The sequence below is a fragment of the Maricaulis sp. genome, from assembly GCF_039978735.1.
GTDB lineage: Bacteria > Pseudomonadota > Alphaproteobacteria > Caulobacterales > Maricaulaceae > Maricaulis.
In genome coordinates this window covers 215970-242100 of record NZ_JBDWAS010000045.1, presented here as the reverse complement: position 1 = coordinate 242100, position 26131 = coordinate 215970, and the positions used below count along the sequence as shown (strand labels likewise).

The 26131-nt window shown below is 65.4% G+C and carries 25 protein-coding genes; 3 read left to right on the top strand and 22 right to left on the bottom strand.

Annotation, left to right across the window (positions count from 1 at the left end):
* Positions 1-69: 69 nt before the first annotated feature.
* The 4 genes from infB to rimP form a co-directional block, all read right to left on the bottom strand.
* Positions 70-2661, bottom strand: coding sequence for a translation initiation factor IF-2 (infB, locus tag ABJO18_RS13760; protein ID WP_348506477.1), 2592 nt, complete (start codon positions 2659-2661; stop codon positions 70-72).
* Positions 2662-2803: 142 nt separating this feature from the next.
* Positions 2804-3544 carry an RNA-binding protein gene (locus ABJO18_RS13755; RefSeq protein WP_348506479.1) on the bottom strand — a complete coding sequence of 247 codons (741 nt, stop codon included), beginning with the start codon at positions 3542-3544 and terminating at the stop codon, positions 2804-2806.
* The gene (gene nusA / locus ABJO18_RS13750) at positions 3432-5144 is read right to left on the bottom strand and encodes a transcription termination factor NusA (protein WP_348515971.1); all 1713 of its coding nucleotides are present in this window, start codon (positions 5142-5144) and stop codon (positions 3432-3434) included. The genes ABJO18_RS13755 and nusA overlap by 113 nt, the downstream gene beginning before the upstream one ends.
* Before the next feature lie 31 nt (positions 5145-5175).
* Entirely contained in the window at positions 5176-5715 is a 540-nt protein-coding gene (gene rimP, locus ABJO18_RS13745; protein ID WP_348506483.1) for a ribosome maturation factor RimP, read from the bottom strand.
* Positions 5716-5998: 283 nt separating this feature from the next.
* Here rimP and ABJO18_RS13740 point away from each other — a divergent pair, with 283 nt between their 5' ends.
* Positions 5999-6475: a hypothetical protein gene (locus ABJO18_RS13740; protein WP_348506485.1), complete on the top strand. Its 477-nt coding sequence runs from the start codon at positions 5999-6001 to the stop codon at positions 6473-6475.
* On the top strand, positions 6475-7506 hold the full coding sequence (locus ABJO18_RS13735) for a serine/threonine-protein kinase (protein WP_348506487.1): 1032 nt from the start codon (positions 6475-6477) through the stop codon (positions 7504-7506). The genes ABJO18_RS13740 and ABJO18_RS13735 overlap by 1 nt, the downstream gene beginning before the upstream one ends.
* Positions 7507-7847: 341 nt before the next feature.
* Here the strand turns inward: ABJO18_RS13735 and trmB are convergent, their stop codons facing one another.
* The 14 genes from trmB to ABJO18_RS13665 form a co-directional block, all read right to left on the bottom strand.
* Positions 7848-8537 (bottom strand): tRNA (guanosine(46)-N7)-methyltransferase TrmB, encoded by a 690-nt coding sequence (gene trmB / locus ABJO18_RS13730; protein ID WP_348506489.1) that lies wholly within the window; start codon positions 8535-8537, stop codon positions 7848-7850.
* Positions 8538-8597: 60 nt separating this feature from the next.
* A complete protein-coding gene (locus tag ABJO18_RS13725) occupies positions 8598-9026 on the bottom strand; it encodes a helix-turn-helix transcriptional regulator (RefSeq protein ID WP_291881766.1) in 429 nt (142 codons plus the stop codon).
* 85 nt (positions 9027-9111) lie between these two features.
* On the bottom strand, positions 9112-10719 hold the full coding sequence (gene lnt / locus ABJO18_RS13720) for an apolipoprotein N-acyltransferase (RefSeq protein WP_348506491.1): 1608 nt from the start codon (positions 10717-10719) through the stop codon (positions 9112-9114).
* Positions 10716-11618, bottom strand: coding sequence for a hemolysin family protein (locus tag ABJO18_RS13715; protein ID WP_348506493.1), 903 nt, complete (start codon positions 11616-11618; stop codon positions 10716-10718). Before ABJO18_RS13715 ends, lnt begins: the two co-directional genes overlap by 4 nt.
* Before the next feature lie 26 nt (positions 11619-11644).
* Positions 11645-12097 carry an rRNA maturation RNase YbeY gene (gene ybeY / locus ABJO18_RS13710; protein ID WP_348506495.1) on the bottom strand — a complete coding sequence of 151 codons (453 nt, stop codon included), beginning with the start codon at positions 12095-12097 and terminating at the stop codon, positions 11645-11647.
* Positions 12094-13131 carry a PhoH family protein gene (locus ABJO18_RS13705; protein ID WP_348506497.1) on the bottom strand — a complete coding sequence of 346 codons (1038 nt, stop codon included), beginning with the start codon at positions 13129-13131 and terminating at the stop codon, positions 12094-12096. Before ABJO18_RS13705 ends, ybeY begins: the two co-directional genes overlap by 4 nt.
* On the bottom strand, positions 13128-14498 hold the full coding sequence (gene miaB / locus ABJO18_RS13700) for a tRNA (N6-isopentenyl adenosine(37)-C2)-methylthiotransferase MiaB (protein WP_348506499.1): 1371 nt from the start codon (positions 14496-14498) through the stop codon (positions 13128-13130). The genes ABJO18_RS13705 and miaB overlap by 4 nt, the downstream gene beginning before the upstream one ends.
* 110 nt (positions 14499-14608) lie before the next feature.
* On the bottom strand, positions 14609-15886 hold the full coding sequence (locus ABJO18_RS13695; protein WP_348506501.1) for a TCR/Tet family MFS transporter: 1278 nt from the start codon (positions 15884-15886) through the stop codon (positions 14609-14611).
* 26 nt (positions 15887-15912) lie between these two features.
* The gene (locus ABJO18_RS13690) at positions 15913-16332 is read right to left on the bottom strand and encodes a Fur family transcriptional regulator (protein ID WP_271188021.1); all 420 of its coding nucleotides are present in this window, start codon (positions 16330-16332) and stop codon (positions 15913-15915) included.
* A 36-nt stretch (positions 16333-16368) separates the two neighbouring features.
* Complete coding sequence (rimI, locus tag ABJO18_RS13685) at positions 16369-16830, bottom strand: ribosomal protein S18-alanine N-acetyltransferase (protein ID WP_348506502.1); 462 nt, start codon at positions 16828-16830, stop codon at positions 16369-16371.
* A complete protein-coding gene (gene tsaB, locus ABJO18_RS13680; protein WP_348506504.1) occupies positions 16827-17471 on the bottom strand; it encodes a tRNA (adenosine(37)-N6)-threonylcarbamoyltransferase complex dimerization subunit type 1 TsaB in 645 nt (214 codons plus the stop codon). The genes rimI and tsaB overlap by 4 nt, the downstream gene beginning before the upstream one ends.
* Before the next feature lie 9 nt (positions 17472-17480).
* Positions 17481-18116: a malonic semialdehyde reductase gene (locus ABJO18_RS13675; protein WP_348506506.1), complete on the bottom strand. Its 636-nt coding sequence runs from the start codon at positions 18114-18116 to the stop codon at positions 17481-17483.
* A 104-nt stretch (positions 18117-18220) separates the two neighbouring features.
* Positions 18221-18784: a NifU family protein gene (locus tag ABJO18_RS13670; RefSeq protein WP_271187979.1), complete on the bottom strand. Its 564-nt coding sequence runs from the start codon at positions 18782-18784 to the stop codon at positions 18221-18223.
* 69 nt (positions 18785-18853) lie between these two features.
* Positions 18854-19330, bottom strand: coding sequence for a universal stress protein (locus ABJO18_RS13665; RefSeq protein WP_348506508.1), 477 nt, complete (start codon positions 19328-19330; stop codon positions 18854-18856).
* A gap of 75 nt (positions 19331-19405) precedes the next feature.
* Here ABJO18_RS13665 and ABJO18_RS13660 point away from each other — a divergent pair, with 75 nt between their 5' ends.
* Positions 19406-19990: a hypothetical protein gene (locus ABJO18_RS13660; RefSeq protein WP_348506510.1), complete on the top strand. Its 585-nt coding sequence runs from the start codon at positions 19406-19408 to the stop codon at positions 19988-19990.
* Positions 19991-19996: 6 nt separating this feature from the next.
* Here ABJO18_RS13660 and ABJO18_RS13655 read toward each other — a convergent pair whose 3' ends face one another.
* The 4 genes from ABJO18_RS13655 to ABJO18_RS13640 form a co-directional block, all read right to left on the bottom strand.
* Positions 19997-20554 carry a copper chaperone PCu(A)C gene (locus tag ABJO18_RS13655; protein ID WP_348506512.1) on the bottom strand — a complete coding sequence of 186 codons (558 nt, stop codon included), beginning with the start codon at positions 20552-20554 and terminating at the stop codon, positions 19997-19999.
* A 107-nt stretch (positions 20555-20661) separates the two neighbouring features.
* Positions 20662-21699: a tryptophan--tRNA ligase gene (trpS, locus tag ABJO18_RS13650; protein ID WP_348506514.1), complete on the bottom strand. Its 1038-nt coding sequence runs from the start codon at positions 21697-21699 to the stop codon at positions 20662-20664.
* Between the two features lie 61 nt (positions 21700-21760).
* Positions 21761-23305: a murein biosynthesis integral membrane protein MurJ gene (gene murJ, locus ABJO18_RS13645; RefSeq protein ID WP_348506516.1), complete on the bottom strand. Its 1545-nt coding sequence runs from the start codon at positions 23303-23305 to the stop codon at positions 21761-21763.
* A gap of 4 nt (positions 23306-23309) precedes the next feature.
* Entirely contained in the window at positions 23310-26120 is a 2811-nt protein-coding gene (locus ABJO18_RS13640; RefSeq protein WP_348506518.1) for a [protein-PII] uridylyltransferase, read from the bottom strand.
* Positions 26121-26131: the final 11 nt, after the last annotated feature.

The following is a 26131-nucleotide window of genomic DNA, read 5'->3' as shown; positions in this document are numbered from 1 at the left end:
GCGGGATGCAAGAAGGGCGGCCCCTGCCGGAGCCGCCCTTTTTCAATGCCTGCCGTTCGTGCGCGCCGGTCAGTCCAGCTTGCGGGCGATCTCGACCACTTCGAAACACTCGATCTGGTCGCCCTTCTGCAGGTCGTCGTAATTCTCGAAGGCCATGCCGCACTCGGTGCCGCTCTTGACCTCGGGAACCTCGTCCTTGAAGCGCTTGAGGGTCTTCAGATGGCCCTCGTGCAGCACCGTATCGTCGCGCAGCAGGCGCACGCCGCAGCCGCGCTTCACCACGCCTTCGGTCACGCGGCAACCGGCGACCTTGCCGACCTTGGTGATGTTGAACACTTCCAGAATCTCGGCGTAACCGATGAAGTTCTCGCGCTTCTCCGGCGCCAGCATGCCTTCCATCGTGTTCTTCACGTCGTCCAGCACATCGTAGATCACCGAGTAATAGCGGATCTCGACACCTTCACGCTCGGCCAGCTCGCGGGCCTGCTTGTTGGCGCGGACATTGAAGGCGAAGACCGGTGCACCGGACGACTTGGCCAGGAGCACGTCGCTCTCGTTCACACCGCCCGGGGCAGCGTGAATGACGCGGGCGCGGACCTCGTCATTGCCCAGCTTCTCGAGCGACTGCTTGATCGCCTCGGCCGAGCCCTGCACATCCGCCTTCACCAGCAGCGGCATTTCCTGGGTCTGGTCCTGTTTCAGGCGCGCCATCATCTGCTCGAGCGAGGCGCCGCCGCCGCTGATCGCACCGGCCGCCTGACGCTCCTTGCGCTGACGGTAGTCGGCGATCTCGCGGGCCCGGGCCTCGTTCTCGACGACGGCGAAGACCTCGCCCGGTTCCGGCGCCCCGGCCAGGCCGAGGATCTCGACCGGCACGGACGGTTCGGCGGAATCGAGCTGCTGGCCGCGCTCATTGACGAGCGCCCGCACACGGCCCCACTGCGAACCGGCGACGACAACGTCACCGCGCTTCAGCGTACCGCGGCGCACCAGCACCGTGGCCACCGAGCCGCGGCCCTTGTCGACCTGGCTTTCGATGACGATGCCTTCGGCGGCCCGGTCGGGATTGGCCTTCAGGTCGAGCAGTTCGGCCTGCAGGTTGATCGCCTCGGTCAGCTCGTCGAGACCTTCGCGCTTCTTCGCGGAGACATTCACCGACTGCACGTCACCGGACATGGCTTCCACGACGATCTCGTGCTGCAGCAGGTCGGTGAGGACCTTTTGCGGATTGGCATCCGGCTTGTCGCACTTGTTGACCGCCACGATGATCGGCGTACCCGCCGCCTTGGCGTGATGGATCGCCTCGATCGTCTGCGGCTTGACGCTGTCGTCGGCCGCCACGACCAGGATCACGATATCGGTCGCCTCGGCACCGCGCGAACGCATGGCCGAGAAGGCCGCGTGGCCCGGCGTGTCGAGGAAGGTGATCTTCTCGCCGCCCTTCAGCTGCACCTGGTAGGCACCGATATGCTGGGTGATGCCACCCGCCTCGCCAGCCGCCACATCGGTGGCGCGCAGCGCGTCGAGCAGCGAGGTCTTGCCGTGGTCGACGTGACCCATGACAGCAATGACCGGCGCACGCGTGACCTGGCTTTCTTCCGGATCGTCCTCGGCGATAAAGCCTTCTTCCACGTCGGACTCGGAAACGCGCTTCACGATGTGGCCGAATTCCTCGACCACCAGCTCGGCGGTGTCGGCATCGAGCACGTCGTTCACGCGGACCATCTGGCCCTGTTTCATCAGGTATTTGACGACGTCGACAGCGCGTTCCGCCATACGGTTGGCCAGATCGGACACCGTGATGGCTTCCGGGACGACCACATCGCGGGCGATCTTGTCACGGCCGGCACCGGTATCCTGGCGGCGCTGCTTTTCACGCTCGCGGGCCCGGCGCACCGAGGCGAGCGAACGCTGCCGCTCCTCGTCGCCATCGACGATATTCTGGATCGTCAGCTTGCCGCGGCGGCGATTGTCGGTCTTGGCGCGGGCCGGCTGGGCCTTGGCCGGACCGGGACCGGCACTGCCCTTGCGCTTGACGCGGCCACCCATGGCCTCGAGGGCCGAGGCGGCGTCCTCGCCATCATCGCGACGGTCGCGGCGCGGCTCGTCCTTGTCCTTGGCCGGCGCAGCCTTGCGGCGCGGCTCGTCATCGCCGCGCGGCGCGTCCTGGGCTGCCGCCAGATTGGCCGCCTCCTCTTCCGCCTTGCGGCGCACCTCGTCTTCAACCTTGCGGCGGGCCTCATCCTCGGCTTCGCGCGCTTCGCGTTGCTCGCGCTCGCGCTGTTCCTCGAGATGACGCTGTTCGTCAGCCGCGCGCTGGGCGCGCTCCTCGGCTTCCTTCTTCTTCAGCGCATCGCGATCGGCCGCCTCGGCCCGGGCCCGGGCGATGGCGCGCTGACGGGAAACCAGTTCCTCTTCGGACAGACCGAGCTGGCGCGCCTTGGCCGCAAGCGCGCTTTCGCCGCCCTTGGCCGCGCCGCCGGCACCCTTGCCGGACCCCTGAGCCCCGTCCTTGCCCGGTGTCGCCACACGCTTGCGCTTCTTCTCGACCACCACGGCCTTGGAGCGTCCGCGCGCAAAACTCTGCTGCACGGTGCCGGAGCCGGATCGTTTCAAAGAGAGCGGCCGGCGGCCGGACTTGTTGTCGTCTGCGTCGCTCATGCGAGCCTTCCAAATCGGCTTTCGTTCCACGTTCCGCCCCGGTAGCCGAATGCCGGTGCGGCGCACTATCCAAACCTGCTCGTCCGGTCTGAAGGCTCGCTAAACTAGCCAGCTTAGGCCCGGACGCAACCGCGAAGGCGGTTCATTTCGCATCTGCCGCAAGACCCGCCCCGTGCGGGTCGAGCGGCCGGAAGCCCGAGAGCTTCCGCATCACCGCCGAAAAGGCCCGCGCCTGCGGTCCTTCCGACAGGGAGGCATGGACCACCGGACCGCGCCCCAGCGCCAGACCGATGACTTCCGCCTCGAAACACCCCGCCACCGGGACATCGCCCCAGGCTGCGCGTGCCAGCCGGTCGAGTTTCGACCGGCCGTCCGCCGCCCCGTCCGACGCTTCGATGCGCCAGGCCGGGCGGGCGGCCTTGAGGGCGAGACGCACCGCGTCCTGCCCCGCTGCAAGCTCGCCGGCCCGGCGCGCCAGACCGATCAGGTTCAGCGCACGCTCGGCCAGAAGCCGTTCTATGGTCCCGGCGAAATCCTCCGGAACCGTGACCGGACCGCCAAAGGCCCGGTTGAATGCCTTGCGGGCCACTGCCCGCTCCACCGACGCACGGTCGGCGGAAACCCAGGCACCGCGGCCCGGGAGTTTCGCGGCCAGGTCGGGCACCACGCTGCCATCCGGCGCAAGGGCGATACGGACCAGATCCGCCTCATCCCTTACCTCGCCGCTGGCGACGCAGCGCCGTTCACGCTCCCGGCCGCTGGCAGGAGACCTAGTCAGTCTCCTTCTCCTCTTCGGCCGCCTCGTCGAGATCGAGACCCAGGGCCTCGGCCTCGGCTTCCAGAGCCGCCAGATCCATGTTCTCGACGTCGAACACGCCGTCATCCTCACCCTCGGCCTCGACCTCTTCGACTGCCGGCTGCGGCAGGTCTTCTTCGGAGATCCAGCCGGCGGCGACGCGGGCGCGCATGATCATCATCTCGGCATCGTCGGCAGACAGGTTGAAGTCTTCCAGGATGCCCGGCTCGCGCACGCGCTCGCCATTGCGGTTCTCGAACCAGCCGCGCAGGTCGTCGGTGACCAGGCCGGCCAGATCGTCGACCGTCTTGACGTCGTTCTCGCCGAGCTTCACAGCCATCGGCAGTTCGACACCCTCGATCTCGAGCACGGCGTCCTCGACACCCAGCTCCTTGCGCTTGGCGTCCTGTTCGGCTGCCAGACGGTCCAGATAATCGCGGGCGCGGGCCTGGATTTCCTCGGCGGTGTCTTCGTCGAAGCCTTCGATCACGGCGATCTCGCCGAGGTCGACATAGGCGATTTCCTCGACGTCCGAGAAACCTTCCGTAGCCAGAAGTTGGGCAATGACCTCGTCGACATCAAGGGCCGCGATGAAGAGCTGGGTCCGCTCGGCGAATTCCTTCTGGCGGCGTTCGGACTCTTCTTCCTCGGTCAGGATGTCGATCGACCAGCCCGTCAGCTGCGAGGCCAGGCGGACATTCTGGCCGCGGCGGCCGATGGCGAGCGAGAGCTGCTCGTCCGGCACCACGACCTCGATGCGCTGGTCTTCCTCGTCGAGCACGACCTTGGCGACTTCCGCCGGCTGCAGGGCGTTGACGATGAAGGTGGCCGGATCGTCGGACCAGGGAATGATGTCGATCTTCTCGCCGGCGAGTTCGGACACCACCGCCTGCACGCGCGAACCGCGCATACCGACACAGGCGCCGACCGGGTCGATCGAGCTGTCATTGGAAATCACGGCGATCTTGGCGCGCGAACCCGGGTCGCGGGCGACCGACGGGATCTCGATAATGCCTTCGTAGACTTCCGGCACTTCCTGGGCGAACAGGGCGGCCATGAAGTCCGGATGCGCCCGCGACAGGAAGATCTGCGGACCGCGGACCTCTTCGCGCACATCATAGATGTAGGCGCGCACGCGCTCATTGTTCTGCAGGTTTTCGCGCGGAATGCCGTCGGCGCGGCGGATAATGCCTTCGGCGCGGCCCAGATCGATGATCACATTGCCGTATTCGACGCGCTTGACGATGCCGGACACGATCTCGCCGACACGGTCCTTGTATTCCTCGAACTGGCGCTGGCGCTCGGCTTCACGCACTTTCTGCGTGATGACCTGTTTGGCGGTCTGCGAGGCGACGCGGCCGAATTCGATCGGCGGCAGCTCGTCGGAGAAGACGGTGCCGATCTCGGCGGTCTTGTCGATTTTCTGCGCGTCGGCGAGCGTGAGCTCCTGGCTCTCGTTCTCGACCTCTTCGACGACCGTCATGTTACGGGTCAGCGACAGCTCGCCCGTCTTCGGGTCGATCTTGGCGCGGATGTCGTTCTCGGCACCGTAGCGCGAGCGCGCGGCCTTCTGGATCGCTTCCTCGATGGCCTCGATGACGATGCTCTCGTCGATCGATTTCTCGGCAGCGACCGCACGGGCGATCTGCAGCAGCTCGAGCCGGTTGGCGCTAACACCAATGCTCATCGGGCAATCCCTTTTGCCGTAAACAGCGACATCATTCGTCTCCTTCAGTCTGCGCGGGCGCATTGCCGCCGCGCGCTTTCAAATCCGCCTCGATCAAGGCGTCCGTGAGTACAAGTTTGGCATCCGCGATCCAGTCGAACGGGATCAGCGCCGTGTCCTCTTCGCCGTCCATGTCGAGGAGGACATTGCCGTCCTCGACACCGGCCAGCATGCCGCGGAAGCGCTTGCGGCCTTCCACCATGCGGTCCAGCTCGATCTTGGCCTCGTAACCGTCCCAGCGCGCAAAGTGCGCCAGCGTGGTCAGCGGCCGGTCGATACCCGGCGAGGATATCTCAAGATCGTATTCACCGGAAACCGGATCCTCGACCTCGAACACGTCGGACAGGCCGCGCGACAGGCGCGCGCAGTCGTCGACATCCACCCCGGTGCCGTCCAGCCGGTCGGTCATGATCTGAAGGCGCTGCTTCTTGCCGGACATCACGCGCACACGCACGATTTCCAGGCCGAGCCCGGCAGCCACCGGGTCGGCAAGGGCGAGAATGCGGGTGTCTTGCGGGGTCTTCGTCTTCAAGGGACCCGTGTCTCCATCAACAAAAAGAGCGGCCGCCGGAAGCGACCGCTCGATAGCATCATCCGATGCGATCGAACATGTAACGAGGCTCTTATACGCCCGACGGGGCGATGATGCAAGATGAGCGTCAGGTGCGGAGGATTGCCCGCTCCGTTGGCATCGCGACACTCAGAGTTTGCACAAGTAGGCAGTCTGTACGGATTGGATGCGGGTACGCCTACTTCCAACCTTTCGTTGATTTATGTATTACCGTTCCTGAAGCGAATATCGGCGGGGTTGATCAATGTCTGAACGCGTCCTGGGCCTTACCACCTCAAAAGATGGAGTCCTCTATGTCGACGTCGAGATTCCGGACAATGAGAACGAACCGCTTACGATCCTAGAGGACGGAAACTGGAAGCTTCAGAAAGGCGATCGCTCGAATGCATATCAGGTTCTGCACCAGCAGTGTTCCGACTATGTGCAAGAAGCGAATGTAGACAGGGTTCTTGTAAAGGCGAGCGCTGTTATGGGCGGTATGAGTGCCAAGCTCGGTCTGCTTCAGGCTGCGGAAGTGCGAGGCGTCATAATAGCTGCCTCAGCTTCGACATGCCCTGTAAAACAGGTTTCGAAGGCCGTGGTTAGTCGTGTCTACGGTGATCGGAAGGTCGACGACTACATCAATGATGATGCTTTCTGGAAAAAGAACACCTCTGGAACATCCCTTCGAAAAATGAGCCGGGAAGCCGTGATGCTTGTGATCGCGTCGAGGAATGAGTGATGTCGGAGTTCAAATCCAACCTCAAGGTTGGAGATAAAATCGGGAATGGGCACTTCGGTCAGGTACACGCAGCAGAAGATCCTGCGCATGGCCAAGTAGCCGTTAAGATACTCCGCCGAAATGCCACGTTGGACGATGCCCTTTGGGCGAGATATCGGAAGGAGCATTTGGGCGAAGCCCAGAAGCTGTCGCGAGCACAGCACCGCAATGTCGTTAAGGTACACTATGTGGTAGAAGCCGACGACGGTAATAGCATATTGATATGCATGGATTTTTGCGCCGGCGGCTCTCTTCAAGCGCAGTTTGAGCGCAGGCCAATGACGCTCGGAGATGTTAAGAGGGTCGCAACCCAAGTCCTACACGGCCTTAGTGCACTTCATAAGCGTGGGATGCTTCATCGTGACATTAAACCGGCCAACATTCTTATAGATGGGAGTGGGGTTGCACAGCTCGGTGATTTTGGGCTGGTGACGGACGAACTGGTCTTGGGTTATGGATCCCAAGCGGGTTACGCAGACCACATAGCTTATGAGGTGTGGCACGGTGCCGGGACCAGCACTAAGACGGACATCTGGGCGCTAGGCATGACACTCTACAGGCTTCTCCATGGAGAAGCTTGGTACCAAGAGAGCCCCACCCCGAAACTGGTCGTAAGGGACGGGGATTTTTCGGAAAAGCTACGCTGGCTCCCCCATATTCCCAAAGAGTGGCGACGATTTGTCCGAAAAATGCTCACAGACGACCCGAGCCGACGTTATCAGAACGCACAGCAGGCGCTTAACGGCATTGCATCGCTACTGACTGACTACACCTGGTCGACGGATATCACTCCTGAAAGGATAAAGTGGGAGCGATCAAAGGGTCAGCGCACCATCCACGCTGAGTGGGAACGTATTTCAGCGCGAAAACATCGATGGCGCGCCTGGAGCGAACCACTGAGCTCAGGGCGCCAACGCAAACTGGATGGCTCAGATGGTATAGTGGGCCGCCACGATGCTGAAAAAGGCCTACATGGCTTCCTTTGCCCTTAGGCAACTCGAAGGCCTCGCGGCAACAGATATCCGCCTACAAGATCGCTATCTCTGATTTCTCTAAGATCAAGAGCGATTTTTGCCTTCGCGCGCCTTTCAGGACGGCATTCCGAGCAGTAGGCGCCTTCTGCAGCTACCTCTGCTTCAGGCGACCAGAAACGACCACAACTCCGACACCTCGGTGAGGCAATTTTGAGGTTCCGTTTCATACATCACGTCCTCAGCAAAGCACCCGCACATTCGCGAACAAATCGTGAATCACCTTCTGCTATAAGTCAACAAGCACTTCGCTATTTGGTTGCATTCTACAAGAAGCTGACGACGCTTGGACGACAAGCGCGCTAAACCCGCACGAAATCCATAAACACCGGCGCGCAGTCGCCCAGGCCCTTGGTTTCGTAGCGGGTGGTGATGTGGTCGGCGGGGGCGATGCGCCAGTCATCGGCTTTTGAAGCCTGCCAGACAAAGCGGTCATCCTGCCGGAACTCGCTCATGCAGTGGTCGGCATAGGATTTCACATCCGTGGCAATGCGCAGCTGGCCGCCCGGTTTGAGCAGGCGCGCGAAGGCGTCGCGCGTGGTCTGCTGCACAAAGCGGCGCTTGGCGTGGCGCTTCTTGTGCCAGGGGTCCGGGAAGAGCAGGAAAATCCGGTCGAGACTGGCATCGGCAAAGCGCGGCAGCAGCTCGCGCGCATCGGCGCGGGCCAGGCGGACATTGTCCAGCCCCTGTTCGTCGATATAGGTCAGCGCCTTGGCGACGCCGTTGAGGAAGGGCTCGATGCCGATAAAGCCGGTGTCCGGCGCACGGGCGGCCTGGGCAGCGAGATGCTCGCCGCCGCCAAAGCCGATTTCCAGCACCTGCCGGCGGCAGTGCGGCAACAGGACAGCCGCGTCCACCGGCCCGCTCTCAGGCAGGCCGATGCGCGGCAGGAGATCGTCCACCAGCCCCTGCTGGCGTGCCGAGAGCGGCTTGCCCTGGGCACGGCCATACAGGCGGAATTCCGGTGCGTCCGGTTTCGCGGTCTTGCTCATGCGCGGGCATTTAGCGGTTTTGCGACCGCTTGACATCCCTTGCGTCGCAGACCCGCCGCCTCAGTGCGCGAGCGCGCCTTCATCGGCTTCGCTTGCCAGCGTGCGGACCAGTTCCAGAACGCGCCGCCGGACCTTGGAGTCCTGGATGCGCGAAAAGGCTTCGGCCAGCGACACACCGTCGGCGCTCTGGATGAAGTCGTAGACGACGGGCGTCTGGTCGCCTTCCGCCATGCCTGTGGCGGCCGAACGTTCGCCCAGCCCTTCGAAGAAGAACTGCACAGGCACGTCCAGCACGCGCGACAGCCGGTAGAGCCGGCTGGCGCCGACGCGGTTGGCGCCGCGCTCGTATTTCTGGACCTGCTGGAAGGTGACACCCAGTTCGTCACCGAGCTTTTCCTGACTCATCTTGACCAGTTGGCGGCGCAACCGGATCCGAGCGCCGACATGGACGTCGATCGGGTTGGGCCCTCTGGGATTCGCCTTGGGCATTCAATTACCTCATTACCGGTTTGCCACCCCGCGGTGCCCCAATGATGCTAGCACAACCCTTGCGTGATTTCACATCACTTTCAGTTCATGTTCGCATCGACAGCAGTCGGGCCACCGCCCGGCGGCGCAGGATCAGAACGCCGGAAAGAATTGTCAGGACAACAATCCAGACCGGCACATCGCCCCACCACCCGTATAGAGGAACGCTCACAGGCCTCGGAAGGTTCACATCGCGAACACCTTCCTCACCCGGAGGAATTTCCACCCGGGTCCGGCCATGCGCATCGACCACGCCGGACACGCCCCGCGCAGCCGAGCGGATCATCGGCACACCGGTCTCGATCGCCCGGTAACGCGCCTGGTTGAAATGCTGCCGCGGCCCGGCCGTCACCCCGAACCAGGCATCGTTGGAAATGTTGAGCAGCCAGGCCGGCCGGTCGGCCGCGGCGCGGACAAAGCCGGGGAAAATCGCCTCATAACAGATCAGCGGCATCACCGGCGGCGCGCCGGGCAGGTCCAGCGTCGTTGCACCCGGTCCCGGCGTGAACTGGTAGCGCGCAAACTCGTCCAGCCCGACCGCACGCAGAAGGCCGGTCAGCGGCACGATTTCGCTGAATGGCGTCAGGCGCACCTTGTCGTACAGGCTCTCCACCCGCGGCGAACCATTGGGAAAGCGCAGGCCGACCAGGGCGTTGTAGTAGGCGTATTCGCCATTGCCATTGTCCGCGCGGCGGTTGATGCCGGCAACCAGGGTCTGGCCGGCGCGCAATTGCTGGCCGATCAGGGCCAGCGTCGCATCGTCTTCCAGCATGAAAACCGGCAGCGCGCCTTCGGGCCAGATGACATGGGTGACGTCCGCCAGCCCCGGCTCGCCGGTCAGTTCGAGATAGCGGTCGCGCGTCATGGCGGCCCCGCCCGGCGCCCATTTCGCGCGCTGCGGGATATCGGCATGAACCAGACGCAGCCGGATGTCCGGCTGATAGCCCGCATCGGCGCCGGACAGGCGCAGCGCCCCGCCGCACAGCACGATCAGGCCGATCACCGCCCCGGCGATCACCGGCGCCAGGCTCGCAAGGCGCAGGGGCCGTCCGATGGCGGCCGCCGGGGAGGCCAGGGCAAAAACCGTCAGGAAGGACAGGCCGTAAATCCCGAACCAGGCCGCCGCCTGGCTCATCGCCCCGCCGGCCGGCCAGGCATAGCCGGGCAGGTTCCAGGGCAGGCCGCCGAACAGATGCCCGCGCAGCCATTCGGTCACGGTGAGCACGGCGGCGAGGACCAGCACCCGCCAGGGCAGGCGCGGCGCGATCCAGGCCTGCAGCACGCCGGCCATCCCCCAGAACACGGCCAGCATGGCCGCAAAGGCCGGCACGGCCACCGGCACCATGAAGCCATAGCCCTCGCCGCGGGTCAGGAAGGCAAAGGCGATCCAGTAGGTGCCGGCGAGAAAATAGCCGAAGCCGAAGACGAAACCGCGCAGGAAGCCGGCCAGGGTGCGTTTCGGGTGACGCCGGGCGCCGTCCAGGCTCCACACCAGCACACACAGGCCAACCGCCAGGGCCGGCCAGAAATGCAGCGGCGCCATCGCGGTCGCCGACAGGGCGCCGGCTGCAAAGACCACGGCGAGATGCCGCCAGCCCTGACGGGCGGCCAGCCAGGCCCGCGGACGCCAGAGAGCGAGCCGGCGCCAGTTCATGATGCGGGTCCGGCTCCCTCTGCCGGCGGCGTGGCCGCGGGCTTGGGCTTGCGATGCGCGGCGCGGACACGCATCCGCTTGATGCGGCGGCTGTCGGCCTCGATCACCTCGAACTCATAGCCGGTGGGGTGACGGATCACTTCGCCGCGCTCGGGCACCCGGCCGATCAGGGTGAAGACCAGCCCGCCGAGGCTGTCGACATCCTCGTCCTCGTCCTCGGCGGCGATTTCCTCGCCGACGACGGCTTCGAAATCGTCGATCTCGGCCCGCGCATCGACATCCCAGACGCCGGGACCGCGGGCGAGGATGGCCGGCGAATCCTCGTCGTCATGCTCGTCCTCGATATCGCCGACAATCGGTTCGATCAGATCTTCCAGCGTCACCAGCCCGTCGGTGCCGCCATACTCGTCGACCACCAGCGCCATGTGCATGCGGCGGCCCTGCATGCGGCGCAGCAGATCGCTGGCGCGCATGGAGGGCGGGGCGAAGAGGAGCGGGCGGCTGATGGCGGGCAGTATCTGTTTTTGCAGCCAGCCGGGCAGGCGCTCGCCATCCTCGCTCGGTGCGAGATGGCCGACCACGTCCTTGATGTGTGCGACCCCGACCGGATCGTCCAGCGTTTCGCGGTAGATCGGCAGGCGCGAATGGGCGGCTTCGGCGAAACGCTGCGCCAGCTCGTCGAGCGGGGTGGAGACCTCGACGCCGACAATGTCGGCGCGCGGCACCATCACATCGGCGACGCGCAGCAGGTCCAGCGCATCCGCCTCGATGGAGAGTTGCGGCGAAGCCGGGGCCGCCGGTGCGGCGGCCGGTGCGACGGGAGTTTGACCGCTTTTACCCAGAATGCGCCGGAACCAGGAGCGGCCCTCCGGGCCCGGCGTGGTAGGATTGTCAGCCATTGTGTCTTCGATCGGGAAATTGTCGCTCAGGCGGCATAGGGATCAGCCACCCCCAGTCTGGCCAGCGCACGCCGCTCCAGACCTTCCATGATTTCAGCCTCGTCATCATCCTGGTGATCATACCCCTGCAAATGCAGGAATCCATGGATGATAAGATGCCGCAGGTGATCGGCGAGCGCGATTTCGCGCGCCTGCGCCTCGCGCGCCACAACACCGGCGGCCAGGGCAATATCGCCGAGATGATTGTCGGCATGACCGCCGGAGGGGAAGGAGAGCACATTCGTGGGCCCTTCCCGGCCACGGAATTCGGCATTCAGGGCCGCCACAGCCTCGTCGCCGGTGAGCAGGATAGCCACCACGCCCGGGCTGCGTTCGTCGAGTTCTTCGCAGACGGCTTCAACGGCTTGCTCGGCGAGACGGGTCTTGCCCTCAAGCCCGTTCCAGGCTTCGTCCTCAACGATCAGGTCGACAGCGTTCATCGGTCCGGTTTCGCCGTGCCGCTTACGCGGCGCGCATCGTCCTCATAGGCTTCCACGATCCGGGCCACCAGATCGTGCCGGACCACATCAACACGCGAAAACCGGCAGATGGCAACACCCTTCGTCTCCGACAGGATGCCCAGCGCATGGCCGAGGCCGGACGGTTCGCGCGGATGCAGGTCGATCTGGCTGGGATCGCCGGTCACCGCCATGCGCGAGCCTTCGCCCAGGCGGGTCAGCACCATCTGCATCTGCGGCTTTGACGTGTTCTGCGCCTCGTCGACGATGACAAAGGCGCGATTGAGCGTGCGGCCGCGCATGAAGGCGAGCGGAGCGACCTCGATCCGGCCATCCTCGCGCATCTTTTCAAGCTGGTGTCGCCCCAGCGTGTCGGCCAACGCATCCCAGACCGGCAGGAGATAGGGATCGACCTTCTCGGTCAGATCGCCCGGCAGGAAGCCCAGCTTCTCGCCGGCCTCGACGGCAGGACGGGTGATGATCAGCTTCTCGACCTTGCGCTGGACCAGCAGGGAAGCACCATAGGCGACCGCCAGCAGCGTCTTGCCGGTACCGGCCGGGCCGACGCCGAAAATCAGGTCATAGGCCTTGTCATTCTTCAGCGCGCGCACGTATTCGCGCTGGCCTTCGGTGCGGGCAATCAGGCTGGAACCGCGCGGCACGCGGATCACGCCATCCTCGTTCTCGCCGGCGCGCTCGTCGGTGTCGCGCAGGCGCAGGGCGGCGCGCACGGCGGCCTCGTCACAGGTCAGCCCGTGTTCCAGCGAGGCATAGAGCCGCTTGAGCACGCGCTTGGCTTCGTCGCGCGCCGCGCCGTCGCCGGCCGTGATGACGATCTGGCCGCCGCCGGGCGCCGACAGGCGTACACCCAGTTCCTGCTCGATCAGGATCAGGAAGCGGTCGCCAGCGCCGGCCATGCCGCGCAGGCGTTCCTTGTCGTCGAAAAAAACCGTTTCCGAGGCTTCGCGCCGCGGCTTGGTGGCCCGGTTGCGGGGCGGTGTCTTGGCTGAACTCACGCCGCGCTCCGTTCTCCGCCCGCCAGACGCCCGGCCAGCGCGTTGCGGCTGGCACGTTCGATAACGACCTGGCCGATATGGCCGATCATTTCGGCCGGCGCCTCGACATGGACGGCCTGCAGATAGGGGCTGCGGCCGTGCAATTGCCCGTCCTGGCGGCCGGCTTTCTCGAACAGGACCGGCAGGGTGCGGCCGATCTGGCTTTCGTTGAAAGCGACCTGCTGGGCATTGAGCAGATCCTGCAGCACGGCCAGGCGCTCGCCTTTCACGGCCTCGTCGATCTGGCCCATCATCGCAGCCCCGGGCGTGCCCGGACGGCGCGAATACTTGAAGGAGAAGCAGGAGGCGTAATTCACCTCGCGCACCAGATCGAGGGTGGCCTCGAAATCGGCATCGGTCTCGCCGGGGAAGCCGACAATCATGTCGCCGGAAATCGCGATATCCGGCCGGGCGGCCCGCAGACGCTCGATGATGGCGATGTATTCCGCCGCCGTGTGCTGACGGTTCATGGCCTTGAGGATCTTGTCCGAGCCTGCCTGCACCGGCAGGTGGAAATAGGGCATCAGCTTGGGTTCGTCGGCAAAGGCCGCGATCAGGTCGTCATCCATGTCGCGCGGATGCGAGGTGGTGAAGCGGATGCGCTCGATACCGCCGATCAGGGCGATATGACGCACCAATTGCCCCAGCCCCCAGGCACCGTCGGCCTCGCGGCCGGACGGCGGCGCGCCGTGGAAGGCATTGACGTTCTGGCCCAGCAGCGTGACTTCGCGCACGCCCTTGGCCGCCAAGCCGCGCACTTCAGCAACGATCTGGTCGACGGGGCGCGACCATTCCGCACCGCGCGTATAGGGCACAACACAGAAGGTGCAGAACTTGTCACAGCCCTCCTGCACGGTGACGAAGGCGGAATAGCCCTCGACCTGGCGCTCGCCGGCGAGGCGGTCGAACTTGTCCTCGACCTCGAACTCGGTATCCAGCGCCTCGCCGCGGGCGCGATGCGCCTGGGCGATCAGTTCGGGAAGCTTGTGATAGGTCTGCGGTCCGACAACGAGATCGACGACCGGTGCGCGCTTCATGATTTCCGCGCCCTCGGCCTGGGCGACACAACCCGCCACGGCGATCGTCATGCCGCCAGATGCCGCCTTCTCTTCCTTCAGCGGGCGCAGGCGGCCCAGTTCGGAATAGACTTTCTCGGCGGCCTTCTCGCGGATGTGGCAGGTGTTCAGGATCACCAGATCGGCGCCATCGGGCTCTTCCGCCGGCTCATAGCCAAGCGGGGCCAGCACGTCTCTCATCCGTTCGGAATCGTAGACATTCATCTGGCAGCCGTAAGTCTTGATGAAGAGACGTTTGCGCGTCGAACTCATGAAACCTTCAAAACCGCATCCGGCGGTTCACCCAATCAGCGTCATCCGGCCCGCGGCCGGGAAGCGGGGCGTTATGATGGAAATGGGGCCGATAGGCAAGGCCCGCAAGACTATTCCGCCTTGACGGCGCCTTCCGGAACAGTCTCCTGGGACGGCAGTTCATGCGTGCCCGGATCGTGCCGCTTGGCGCTGAGCGCCAGGAAGAGCGCGACAATCGTCAGCGCCGAGGCCAGAAGGAAGGGCGCGCCGGCGAAGACAAAGGGCGCATCGGCGCCGGTAAAGCCCTCGAACATGCGCGACATGATCAGCGGCCCGATAATCATCGACAGGCTCTGCATCGAGGTCATCGCCCCCTGCAGCTCGCCCTGGGCATTGGCCGGCACGATGCGGGAGATCACGCCCTGCAATGCCGGCTGGCCGATCCCGGCCAGCGCGCCGAAGACGATGATCGGATAGACCATCCAGCCGCTGGTCGCCAGGCCGTAGGCGGCGTAGGAGCACACGGCCAGCGAAAGCGAGACCGCGATGGCCCGCCACTCGCCCAGCTTCGGCACGAGAATGCGGGTCAGCCCGCCCTGAACCAGCGCCGTCGTCAGCCCGACGGCCATCAGCGACAGGCCGATATCGCCCGCGGTCCAGCCGAACTTGAAGTCGGTATAGTAGGACCAGACAGCCGGATAGACGGCATGGCCGAGCAGCATCAGGAAGACCGCGCCCATCATCACCAGAACAGCCGGATAGGCGCGCATCTGCATGAGCGAGCCCAGCGGGTTGGCGCGGCGGATCGAGAAGGTGCGGCGGTTTTCCGGCGCCAGCGTCTCGGGCAGCACGAACAGGCCGTAGATCAGGTTCAGCCCGGCCAGGATGCCGGCCGCAAAGAAGGGCGCGCGCGGACCGAAATGCTCGCCCAGCAGCCCGCCTATCGCCGGGCCCAGGATGAAGCCGATGCCGAAAGCCGCACCCATCATGCCGAACCGTCCGGCGCGTTCATGGGCCGGTGTGATGTCGGCGATGTAGGCGTTGGCGGTGGAATAGCTGGCGCCGAACACGCCAGCCAGGATGCGGCCGATCAGCAGCAGCCAGAAATGCGGGGCAAAGCCCATCATCGTGTAGTCGAGCGTGAAACCGGCGAGCGCGGCGAGCAGAACGCGCTTGCGGCCGAACCGGTCGGACAGGCCGCCGACGATCGGCGCGAAGATGAACTGCATGCCGGCATAGCTGGCGGTCAGCCAGGCGCCCAGAACCACCGCATTGTTGGCTTCCAGCCCGGTCACATCCTCGATCAGGGCCGGCATGACAGGCATGATCAGCCCGATGCCGATCATGTCGATCAGCACGGTGATGAAAATGAAGATGAAAGCGTGCTTGCCGGGCTTGCGGGCGGACATGACGTCTCCTGCGGGAGGCGGACGCCCTAGTCCTCGGCGCCCTTCAGGGGCACGCCGTAAAGCTCCAGACGGTGATCGACAAGCTTGTAGCCCAGCTTGCGCGCGATCGCTTCCTGCAGGCGTTCGATCTCTTCATTGACGAATTCCACGACTTCGCCTGTCTTCAGGTCGATCAGGTGGTCGTGATGCTCGTCGCCGACTTCCTCATAGCGCGACCTTCCGTCGCGGAAGTCGTGCCGCTCGATAATGCCGGCTTCCTCGAACAGGCGGACCGTGCGGTAGACCGTGGCCAGCGAGATCCGCGGATCTTCCGCCGACGCCCGGCGATGCAGTTCTTCGGCATCCGGATGATCGTCGGAAGACGACAGCACGCGGGCGATGACCCGGCGCTGATCGGTCATGCGAAGTCCCTTCGCGATGCAGATCTGTTCGATACGGTCAGGCATCATCGTCCTCGTCCTTGATATCGCAGAGATAGGCGTTCACGCCGGGGTTTGTCCATCTTCGCGCAGCCATTTTTCAAGGACAAGCGCATCGGTCCCGTCTGCATAGTAGGCCTTGCGCCGCCCCACCTGCCGGTAACCGGCCCGGGCATAGAGCTTTTGCGCCGCCGTGTTGGCGACCGAAACCTCGAGGAAAACCCTGCTGCAGCCTGCCTGCATCAGCCCGTCCTGGGCGGCGGCAAGCAATTGTCCGCCGCGGCCGGAGACCCGGGCGTGCGGCGCAATGCCGATGGTCAGGATTTCCGCCTCGTCGAGCGCCTGGCGCACGACAACCAGGCCCCGCGCCTCGCCATCCCCGCGCAGGATCAGCGCCGTCACGCCGGCCGTCTGAAGAAGAGAGGCGAATTCGCGTTCCGACCAGGGCGCGGCGAAACAGGCTGCGTGGAGCGCCGCCAGCTCGCCGGCGGCCTCCGCCCCGGCGCGCTCGATGGCGACGCTCATGCCGGCGCGATCCCGCCCGGCAGCTTGGCGTCCGGCGGGCGGGCATAGAAGGGCGAGGCCGGTGCCTGCGCAGGATCTGCCTCGGCCACCAGGTCGAGCAGGGCGTGAAGGTCGAGCGCGGTGACATCGCGGACATCCATGCCGGCCGGATCGACAAGCGCTGCGCCCGACCCTGCGAGCACAAGACCGTTCAGAGCCAAGACTTCGAGGTGTGCAGGCACCGCATCGACGGTGAGGCGCAGCGGCCCGGAGGCTTCCGGTCCCGCCCAGACCTGCAGGATGACCTCGCCGCGCTTGGCGTCGTGCAGGACTGCCAAGGGGCGCACGTCCTCAAGCTGACGGGCGATCACGGCGAGATTGCCGATGCCGATGGCCACCGCACCGGTCGCCAGGGCAAGACCGCGGGCGAAGGCCGTGCCGACCCGGGTGCCGGCAAAACTGCCCGGACCGATCGTCACACCGATCCGCGTCAGCTCGCGGGGCGTGATACCAGCATCGGCCAGGATCTGCTCGACCATCGGCGCCAGGCGCTCGGCATGGCCGCGGCCGATCCGTTCGCAAAGGACGCGGTCCGGCCGGCCATCCACGCGCAGCGCGACGGCACAGTCCGGACCGGTGGTATCGATGGCCAGCAGGGTCATGCCAGCCCTTTAGAGGATTTTCGCGGCCTCGTCGAAGTCCAGGCGCGGCAGGCGCGGGAAGAGGTTCTTCGTCGTGCCATAGCCCAGATTGACCAGGAAGTCGGACCGCCAGGTCTTCATTTCCGGATCGTCGAGGAAGAATTCCTTGTCCAGACCGTCATTCTCGAACCCGGTCATCGGCCCGGTATCGAGGCCCAGCGCGCGGGCCGCGATGATCAGATAGGCGCCCTGCAGCACGGCATTCCGCTTGCCATTGTCGATCGTGGAGGCCGGGGCGGTGAACCAGTCGCGGGCACCGGGATTGTGCGGCATCAGCTGGGGCACCTTGTCATAGAACTCGGTATCCCAGGCGAGCACCACCGTGACCGGCGCTTTCATCGTCTTGGCCCGGTTGCCTTCCGACAGGTGCGGTTCCAGCCGGGCCTTGGCTTCGGGCGTGGTCAGGAAGAGAAAGCGCGCCGGCGAGGAATTGGCGCTCGTCGGGCCCATGCGGACCGTGTCGTAGAGTTCTTTCAGCGTCTCGGCCGGGACCGGGCGGGTCTCGTCGAAATCATTATAGGTGCGGGCATCCAGCAGGATCTGCTTCAGCGCGGCCTCGCCAATCGGATCGTTATGGGTGGGCTTGCGCGACAATTCGTCAGCCATGGGGTCGCTCCTGTGCGAATAACCAGTTCGGCCGGACCATAATCCGGGCCGAGCGGCTTTTGAATTTCCGCACTGGAAAAAGTCTTTCCGGCGAGCGGAAACCGTTATTCGACGGCTTCCACGCCCTGGATTTCGGGGATGTAGTGGCGCAGCAGGTTCTCGATCCCGGCCTTCAGCGTCATCGTCGAGGACGGGCAGCCCGAGCAGGCGCCGCGCATGCGCAGGCGCACGAGACCGCTGTCGGCAACATAGGAATGGAACAGGATATCGCCGCCATCGCGCGCCACGGCGGGGCGGACACGGGTGTCGATGAGATCGATGATCTCCTTCACAACCTCGGCATCGGCGCCATCGTATTCGGCATGATCGACCCCGCTCTGCGACGTCTCGAACAGCGGACGGCCCGACTGCAGCCCGTCCATGATCGCGCCCAGCAGGAAGGGCTTGATATGATCCCACTCATAATCGTCGGTCTTGGTGACGGCGACGAAGTCCTCGCCGAAAAACACACCGCTCACGCCGTCGACCAAGAAGAGATCGGCCGCCAGCGGCGACGCCTCGGCGTCCTCGGCATTCTCGAATTCCCGCGGCTGGTCGGGCGAGATTTCCCGGCCCGGCAGGAATTTCAGCGTGTTGGGATTGGGCGTGGCTTCAGTCTGGATGAACATGGTTCGGGTCTCCTGCCCGTCACTTGGCCCACCCGGCCGCGGCTTTCAACCATGATCGGCGTGTGGGTTTCACACAAGCGCGTCGATTTCCGCCGGATCCATGTCGCCGGGCACCACGGTCACGGGCACCGCACGGCTGTCGAACAGGCCGCGGCCGCGCGCCAGCGCCGTCACCAGCGGGCCGGGGCCTTCGCTCGAGGAGGAGGCCGCCAGCACGAGGAGCGAGATCAGCGGATCTTCCTCCAGAAGACGGGCCAGCACGGTCCGGCGATCACCCTCACGCAGGAGAAGTTCCGGACGCTCGCCGGTCACGGCCTCGGCATCCTCGGCCATGGATTCCAGCAGCGTCTCGGCGGCGGTTTCCGCCTCGCGCTTGGCGGTCTCGGCGACGCCGATCCAGTGATTGAAGTCGCTGGGCTCATGCGTTGCCAGAATAGCGACATGGGCACCGGTCGACACGGCGCGGCGGGCGGCGAAGTAGAGTGCCGTCCGGCACTCATTGCTGTCGTCGGCCACGACCAGGAATTTGCGTGAGCTCTGAGGCATGGGAACGGAGTTTGGCGTCTCGCGGGCGACTCGTCCAGAGAATGCTGCTAACACCGCGCGGGCAAGGGAGGGCGCATGTCTGCAAACGAACATCGGGACCGGCGCAATGCCGCGACACCGGCCAGAATTTTCGGCCTGACCGACAAGGCGCTGGTCTGGCGCGGCGAGGACGGGAACGCCGCAGCCGGCCAGGTCGAGCTGGCCGATATCGCCCAGGTACGGCTGAGCGTCGAAATGGCCGGCCAGCAGAGCCAGGTCGTCTGCCGTGTCACCGATACACAGGGAGAAGAGACGGTGTTCGGCTCGATGCGCTGGACGGGCGTGGGCCACTGGGAGCCTGCAGCCGACACATTCAGCGCCCTGCTGCGCGAGCTGCACCTGGCCTTGCTGCCCTATCGCGACGGCATCCGCTTCATCGAAGGCTCGTCGATGGTTTTCCTGTTCGTGATGTTCGGACTGGGCCTGGCGCTGACCGGGATCAGCCTGTTCTTCTTCGCCCTGCTCTTCCTGGTGCGCGAACAGCCGACCGGCCTGTTCCTGATCGCCGGGGTGGTGGCGGGCGTCTGGCTGACCCGCCTGTTCTGGCCGCGCGGCCCGAAACCCTATGATCCGGAAACCTATGCCCGGCCCGCGACAAAGCGCGAACCGGACCCGGCCTGACGGCTGCTAGTGGCCGGAATGCCCGCCCGGTGCCGTATTGCGCGCCTGGAAGGTGACCGCGACCTCGCCGGCCCGTTCGAAGACGAGCGTGCCGGTGACAGCATCGCCCTCGGCGACCGGGTCCATGCCGAACACCATCAGGTGCAGCCCGCCCGGCGCGAAGGCCAGCGCGCCGGCATCGGTGATGTCCTGCGGACCCACCTGGCGCATCTGCATCATGCCTTCGTCATTCATGGTGTGGGTGTGCAGCTCGATATGGCCGGCACCGTCCATGCGCGCCTCGATGAGGCGATCGGCATGGCCCTGCGCGAGCGTCGCCGTGAAATAGGCCGCCGTCACGTCGCGGCCCTGCGGATGCGGCCGGATCCAGGCGTCGCTAATCTCGACCACCGGGGCGATGCCGTCATCAGGCAACGGCGCGGCCGCGTCAGCCGTTTCAGCAGGTGCCGCGAGATCCATCCCGCCATGGTCCATGGCGCTATCCCGGGTGGCGGTGTCTTCGGCCGGGTCGCTGCAGGCTGTCAGGGCGAGGCCTGCGGCTGCAATCAGGGCATAGTGCTTCATTGAAGTCCTCCAGCCGCTACAGGACCGCGCCTTGGAAAGGCCCGCCATGCGGCGAATTGTCCGCCTGAACCATTTCATCGCGATCTTGGTTGATGAATGGATCGATTTTAGTGCCAAAAACCGATGATTTCCTTGGTTTCCTTGAGGATCGGAGCGGCGATCACATCGGCCTGCTCGGCGCCTTTTGTCAGGATGCGGTCGATCTCGGCCTGATCCGCGATCAGCCGGCGGAATTCCTGCGAGATCGGCGCGAGATATTCCACGGCCACATCCGCCAGCGCCGGCTTGAAGGCGCCGAAACCCTGACCGCCGAACTCGGCCAGCACATCCGCCTTGGTCTTGCCGGTCAGCGCGGCATAGATGCCGACCAGATTGGATGCTTCGGCACGGGTTTCCAGGCCTTCCACCGTTTCCGGCAGCGGCTCGGGATCGGTCTTTGCCTTCTTGATCTTGCGGGCGATCGTGTCGGCATCATCTTCCAGATTGATGCGCGAATTGTCCGACACGTCGGACTTGGACATTTTCGCCGTCCCGTCGCGCAAGCTCATGATGCGCGCGCCCGGGCCCTGGATCACCGGCTCGGTCAGCGGGAAAAAGGCCTCGCCATCGCCATAGTCGCGATTGAAGCGCGCAGCGATATCGCGGCACAGCTCGAGATGCTGCTTCTGGTCCTCGCCGACCGGCACATGCGTCGCCTTGTAGGCGAGAATGTCGGCCGCCTGCAGCACGGGATAGGTCAGCAGGCCGACGGAGGCGCGCTCCTTGTCCTTGCCGCCCTTGTCCTTGAACTGGGTCATGCGCTCGGCCCAGCCCAGACGCGCCACGCAGTTGAAGATCCAGGCCAGTTCGGCATGTGCGGAGACAGCAGACTGGGCAAAGATGATGCTCTTGTCCGGGTTCACACCCGCCGCGATATATGCCGCGGCCGCAGCGCGCACGGCGCCGGGCAGGGCCTTGGGATCGTGCGGCATGGTGATCGCGTGCATGTCGACCACGCAATAGATGCACTCGGCATCACCCTCATCCTGCAGCGCCACCCAGTTCTTCAGCGCACCCAGATAATTACCGAGATGCAGGCGGCCGGTGGGCTGCATGCCGGAAAAGATGCGCTTGGGACCGGTGTAGTCGGTGGGCGTTTCGCTCATGGGATCATGCCTTGGCAGAAAAGGGTCGGACGGCGCGTCTTACCCAGCCGGAGCCCGCGCCTCAAGAGCGCTTGAGCGCCGTGCGCACTTCGGACAGGCGCAGGGCACCGGTCAGAACCGCGGCAAGCGCGAACACGACAAGGCCTGCCGCGCATACCACGGCTAGCACCAGGAGGGTCGAATTGAACAGCCAGGGATAGAGCCAGCCGAGGTTCCGGTGCGCCAGCAGCAGAAAGCCGGCCATGATCGCACTGGCCACGACAATGCGCGGCAAGCGGTTCAGCAGGCGGGCATCCGGCTCGAACAGGCCGCGCCGGTGCAGCGTCACCGCAAGCAGCAGCGTGTTGACCCAGCCCGCGACCGAAGTGGCGATGGCGAGCCCGGCAAAGCCCAGCGGTCCGAAGAAGAGCGTCAGCCCCAGCGCGAGATTGATCACCACGCCGACCGTCGCGAACTTCATGGGCGTCATCGTGTCCTGGCGCGCAAAGAAGCCGGGCGAGAGCACCTTGATCAGCACAAAGGCGGGCAGACCGGCCGCAAAGGCGATCAGCGCCTGGGCGACCATTTCGGCATCCTGGGGCGTGAAGGCGTCGCGCTCGTAGATGCCGGTGGCGATAAAGACCGGGATCGCCGCCAGTGCTGCCGCGGCGGGCAGGGTCAGCGCCATGGAAATCTCCAGCGCGCGGTTCATCGCATTGCCCGCCGCCGGCAGGTCGCCGGCCCGCAGGCGCGCGCTCAGCGTCGGCAGCAGCACGACACCCATCGCGATGCCCACCACGCCCAGCGGCAGCTGGTAGAGACGGTCGGCATAGTAGAGCCAGGACCGAGCACCCTCCTGCAGCGTTGCAATGGAGGAAGTGACGAGGATATTGATCTGGGTGACACCGGCCGCCATCGCTCCAGGCACGCCGAGTACGATCAGCCGCTTCACATCCGGGCTGAGCTTCGGCAGGCGCACCGACAGCCGGACCCCGGTCGCCCGCGTTGCCGCCCACAGCCAGATCAGCTGGGCCACACCCGATATACTGACACCGACTGACAGCCAGAGCGCCAGCTCTCCGCCCTCTGCCGGGGAAAAGGCGAGGATGCCGATCAGGGTGAGATTGAGCAGGACCGGTGCGGCAGCGGCAACGGCAAACTTGCCGTGGGAATTGAGGACACCGCTGAGCATGGCGCTGAGCGACATCATCATGAGGTAGGGCATGGTGATTTGTGTCAGGAGGACCGCCAGACCGAACAGGTCCGTATCTCCGACGAAACCCGGCCCCAGCGCATACATCAGCCAGGGCATGACCAGTTGCGCCGCAACCACCAGGACCAGCATGGCTGTCAGGAGGACCGACAGGACCTGGCGGGCAAACAGCTGGGCCTCGGTCAGACCGTCAGCCTCCAGCTTGCCGGCATAGAGCGGCACGAAGGCTGCGTTGAACGCGCCTTCGGCGAAGATCCGCCGGAAAAGATTGGGAAATTGCAGCGCTGTCAGGAAGACGTCAGTAACCGCGCCCGCGCCCAGCGCCGCCGCCAGCATCATCTCGCGCACGAGACCGAGGACCCGGCTGGCCATGGTGAAAAGCCCGACCACCGCCGAGGACCGAAGAAGACGCATGCCGTTACCTCAGAACGCTGGCGCGGGCCCGCGCGATACCACGCTGGGCGGCTTTCTCGTCGGCGGCCGTCTCGCTTTCGCTCAGCACGGCCATCAGACCTTTTTCCACCCGCTCGATCACCTCGGCATCTTCCAGCTTGGCCTGCCCGTGACTGACATAGAACACGTCGGTCGCCCGTTCGCCATAGCCGTCGATCTGGGCGGAATTAAGCGCCAGGCCTTCATCGGCCAACACGTCTGCCAGATCGGCCAGCAGGCCCGGCCGGTCGCGGCCTGACGCCTCGATCACTGTGGCATTCTCGGCAATCTCGTTGGAAATCGCCACTGACGGCGTGACGCGGAAGGCGGCATCGCGGCGCTGCAGCGGCATGGACTTGCGGCGGCGCACGGTGAGCTCGCCGGTCGCGACCTCGCGCAGATAGGCCACCAGGGCCTGGCGCTGGCGCTCGTCCTGCTGGCCATAGGGCTGACCGGCTGCGTCCTGAATGTAGAAAATGTCGAAGACCTGGCCCGATGCCGTCGTGTTGATCGTCGCGCCGACGACATCCGCGCCCATCTCGGCAAAGGCGGCCACGATATCGGCGAAGATGCGCGTACGGTCGGGCGACCAGATCATCACCTCGGTCGCCGCGCGCCGGCGGTCCACGCGCACACCGGCCGCCGTCGTCTCCCCCGCTTCGAATGCCCGGCGAACAAAGGCCGCATGGCGATACCGGTCCTCACGGCCGAAGGACACCCAGTAGGCGTCATTCAGCTCGGCCATCCACCAGGCGGCAAATTCCGGATTGAGCCGGTCCAGCCGCGGCAGCACAGCCTCGCGCTCGGCCCGCGCCCGATCCGACAGGCTGCGCCGGGCCGAGGCCATCGCATCGCCATCGCTGAGCAGTACCGCTTCTGTAGCGGTGTAGAGTTCGCGGATCAGCTGACCTTTCCAGCCATTCCAGACGCCGGGTCCGACAGCGCGGATATCCACCACGGTCAGCACGGTGAGCAGGCGCAGGCGCTCGACCGAGCCCACCGCGGCCGCGAAATCGGCGACGGTGCGCGGATCGGACAGGTCGCGCCGCTGGGCGGTATCGCTCATCAGCAGGTGGGAGCGGATCAGCCAGGCCACCAGCTCGGTATCGTCATGGCCCAGACCCAGGCGTTCGCAGGCCGTCAGCGCCCGCAGCGCGCCCTCGATACACTGGTCGCCCGCCCCCTTGCCGGTATCGTGCAGCAGGATGGCGAGGTGCAGCGCGCGGCGGTTCTGGATCAGCGGCGCAATCCGGGTCGACAGCGGGTGATCGAGCGGGTGCAGCCCGTCCTCGATCTCGCGCAGCAGGCCCAGCGCCTGCAGCGTGTGCTCGTCGACCGTATAGCGGTGATACATGTTAAACTGGGTGCGCGCGACGATATCGCCGAATTCCGGGATATAGCGCCCCAGCACCCCCGCCTCGGTCATCATGCGCAGCACCGCCATCGGCGCCGGACTGTCCAGCAACACGGCAAAGAAGGCGCGCGCAGCACGCGGGTCGCGGCGGAATTCGTCATCGATCAGATAGAGCGTGCGGCCGATACGGGCGACGGCTTCGGGGTGCAGATCGAGCCGGCGTGAGGCGGCCATGTGGAAGAAGCGTAGCAGCCGCACCGGATCCTCGCGGATCTGGGTGGCGTGGGCAAAGTCGAGCCGGCCCTCGCGGATAATGAATTCGCCGACATCGGTGCCTTCCTCGTGATCCATGCCCGGCGGCAGGAAGCGGGCCAGTCCCTTCGGCTTGGCCTTCCAGGCATCGGCTTCCAGCTTGGCGCAGACGAGCCGGGTCAGCGCGCCGACAGCCATGGCGGTGCGGAAATAGCGGCGCATGAAGCGCTCGACGGCACTCTCCGTCTCGCTGTCCTCATAGCCCATGCGGGCCGCGATCTCCGGCTGCAGATCGAAAGTGAGCCGCTCGTCCTTGCCGCCCGCCAGATCGTGCAGGTGAAAGCGGACGGTCCACAGGAAATCATCGGCCGCCACATAGCGGCTGACATCCTCGACCGAGAGCAGGCGGGTGCCGACCCAGCGTTCGAAGGCATCCGCGCCATAGAGGAATTGCGCCAGCCAGCGCATCAGCTGCAGGTCGCGCAGCCCGCCCTTGCCGGACTTCAGATTGGGCTCGACCGTGTAGCGCGAGCGCCCGGCCTTCTCGATCCGCGCATCGCGTTCACGGAGCTTCGCCTCGACAAAACCCTGCAGATCGCCCGCGACGATTTCCTCGCGGAAACGCTGGGCAAGCGACTGGGTCGCGGTCTCGTCGCCCGCCAGATGACGCAGGCTGAGCAGGGCGGTGCGTTCGGAAGCATCCTCGCGCGTCAGATCGAGGGTCTGGTCGATTGTGCGGCAGGCGCCGCCGCCGACATCGATCTTCAGATCCCACAGGGCGTAAAGGACTTGCTGCAGGAACTCATCCGTCTCCGGCCGTTCCCCCTCCGGCTTCACGAGCAGGAGATCGACATCGGAGGACGGAGCCAGCTCGCCGGCCCCGAACCCGCCCTGGGCACACAGGGCGATACCAGCCGAACCGTCCGGATCGCCGGCGGCCATGGAGTCGAACAGGGCGTGCAGGCAGACACTCATCCCGTCCGACAGGACCTGCGCCGCCGCGGCGCCGCCGCCGGCACCGGACAGGCGCGCAAAGGCCTGTTCGCGGAACCCGTCCAGCGCCGAGCGGACATGGGCCAGTCCGGCCGAGCGTGCGGCAGGCGAGGTCCAGCCCGACTGCGCCGTGGCGGCAGCCAGTTGCGCCCGCAGTTTCAGGGCGTCGAGCGAGGCGGGCAGGGCGGACCGTGTCATGACGGCGTCAA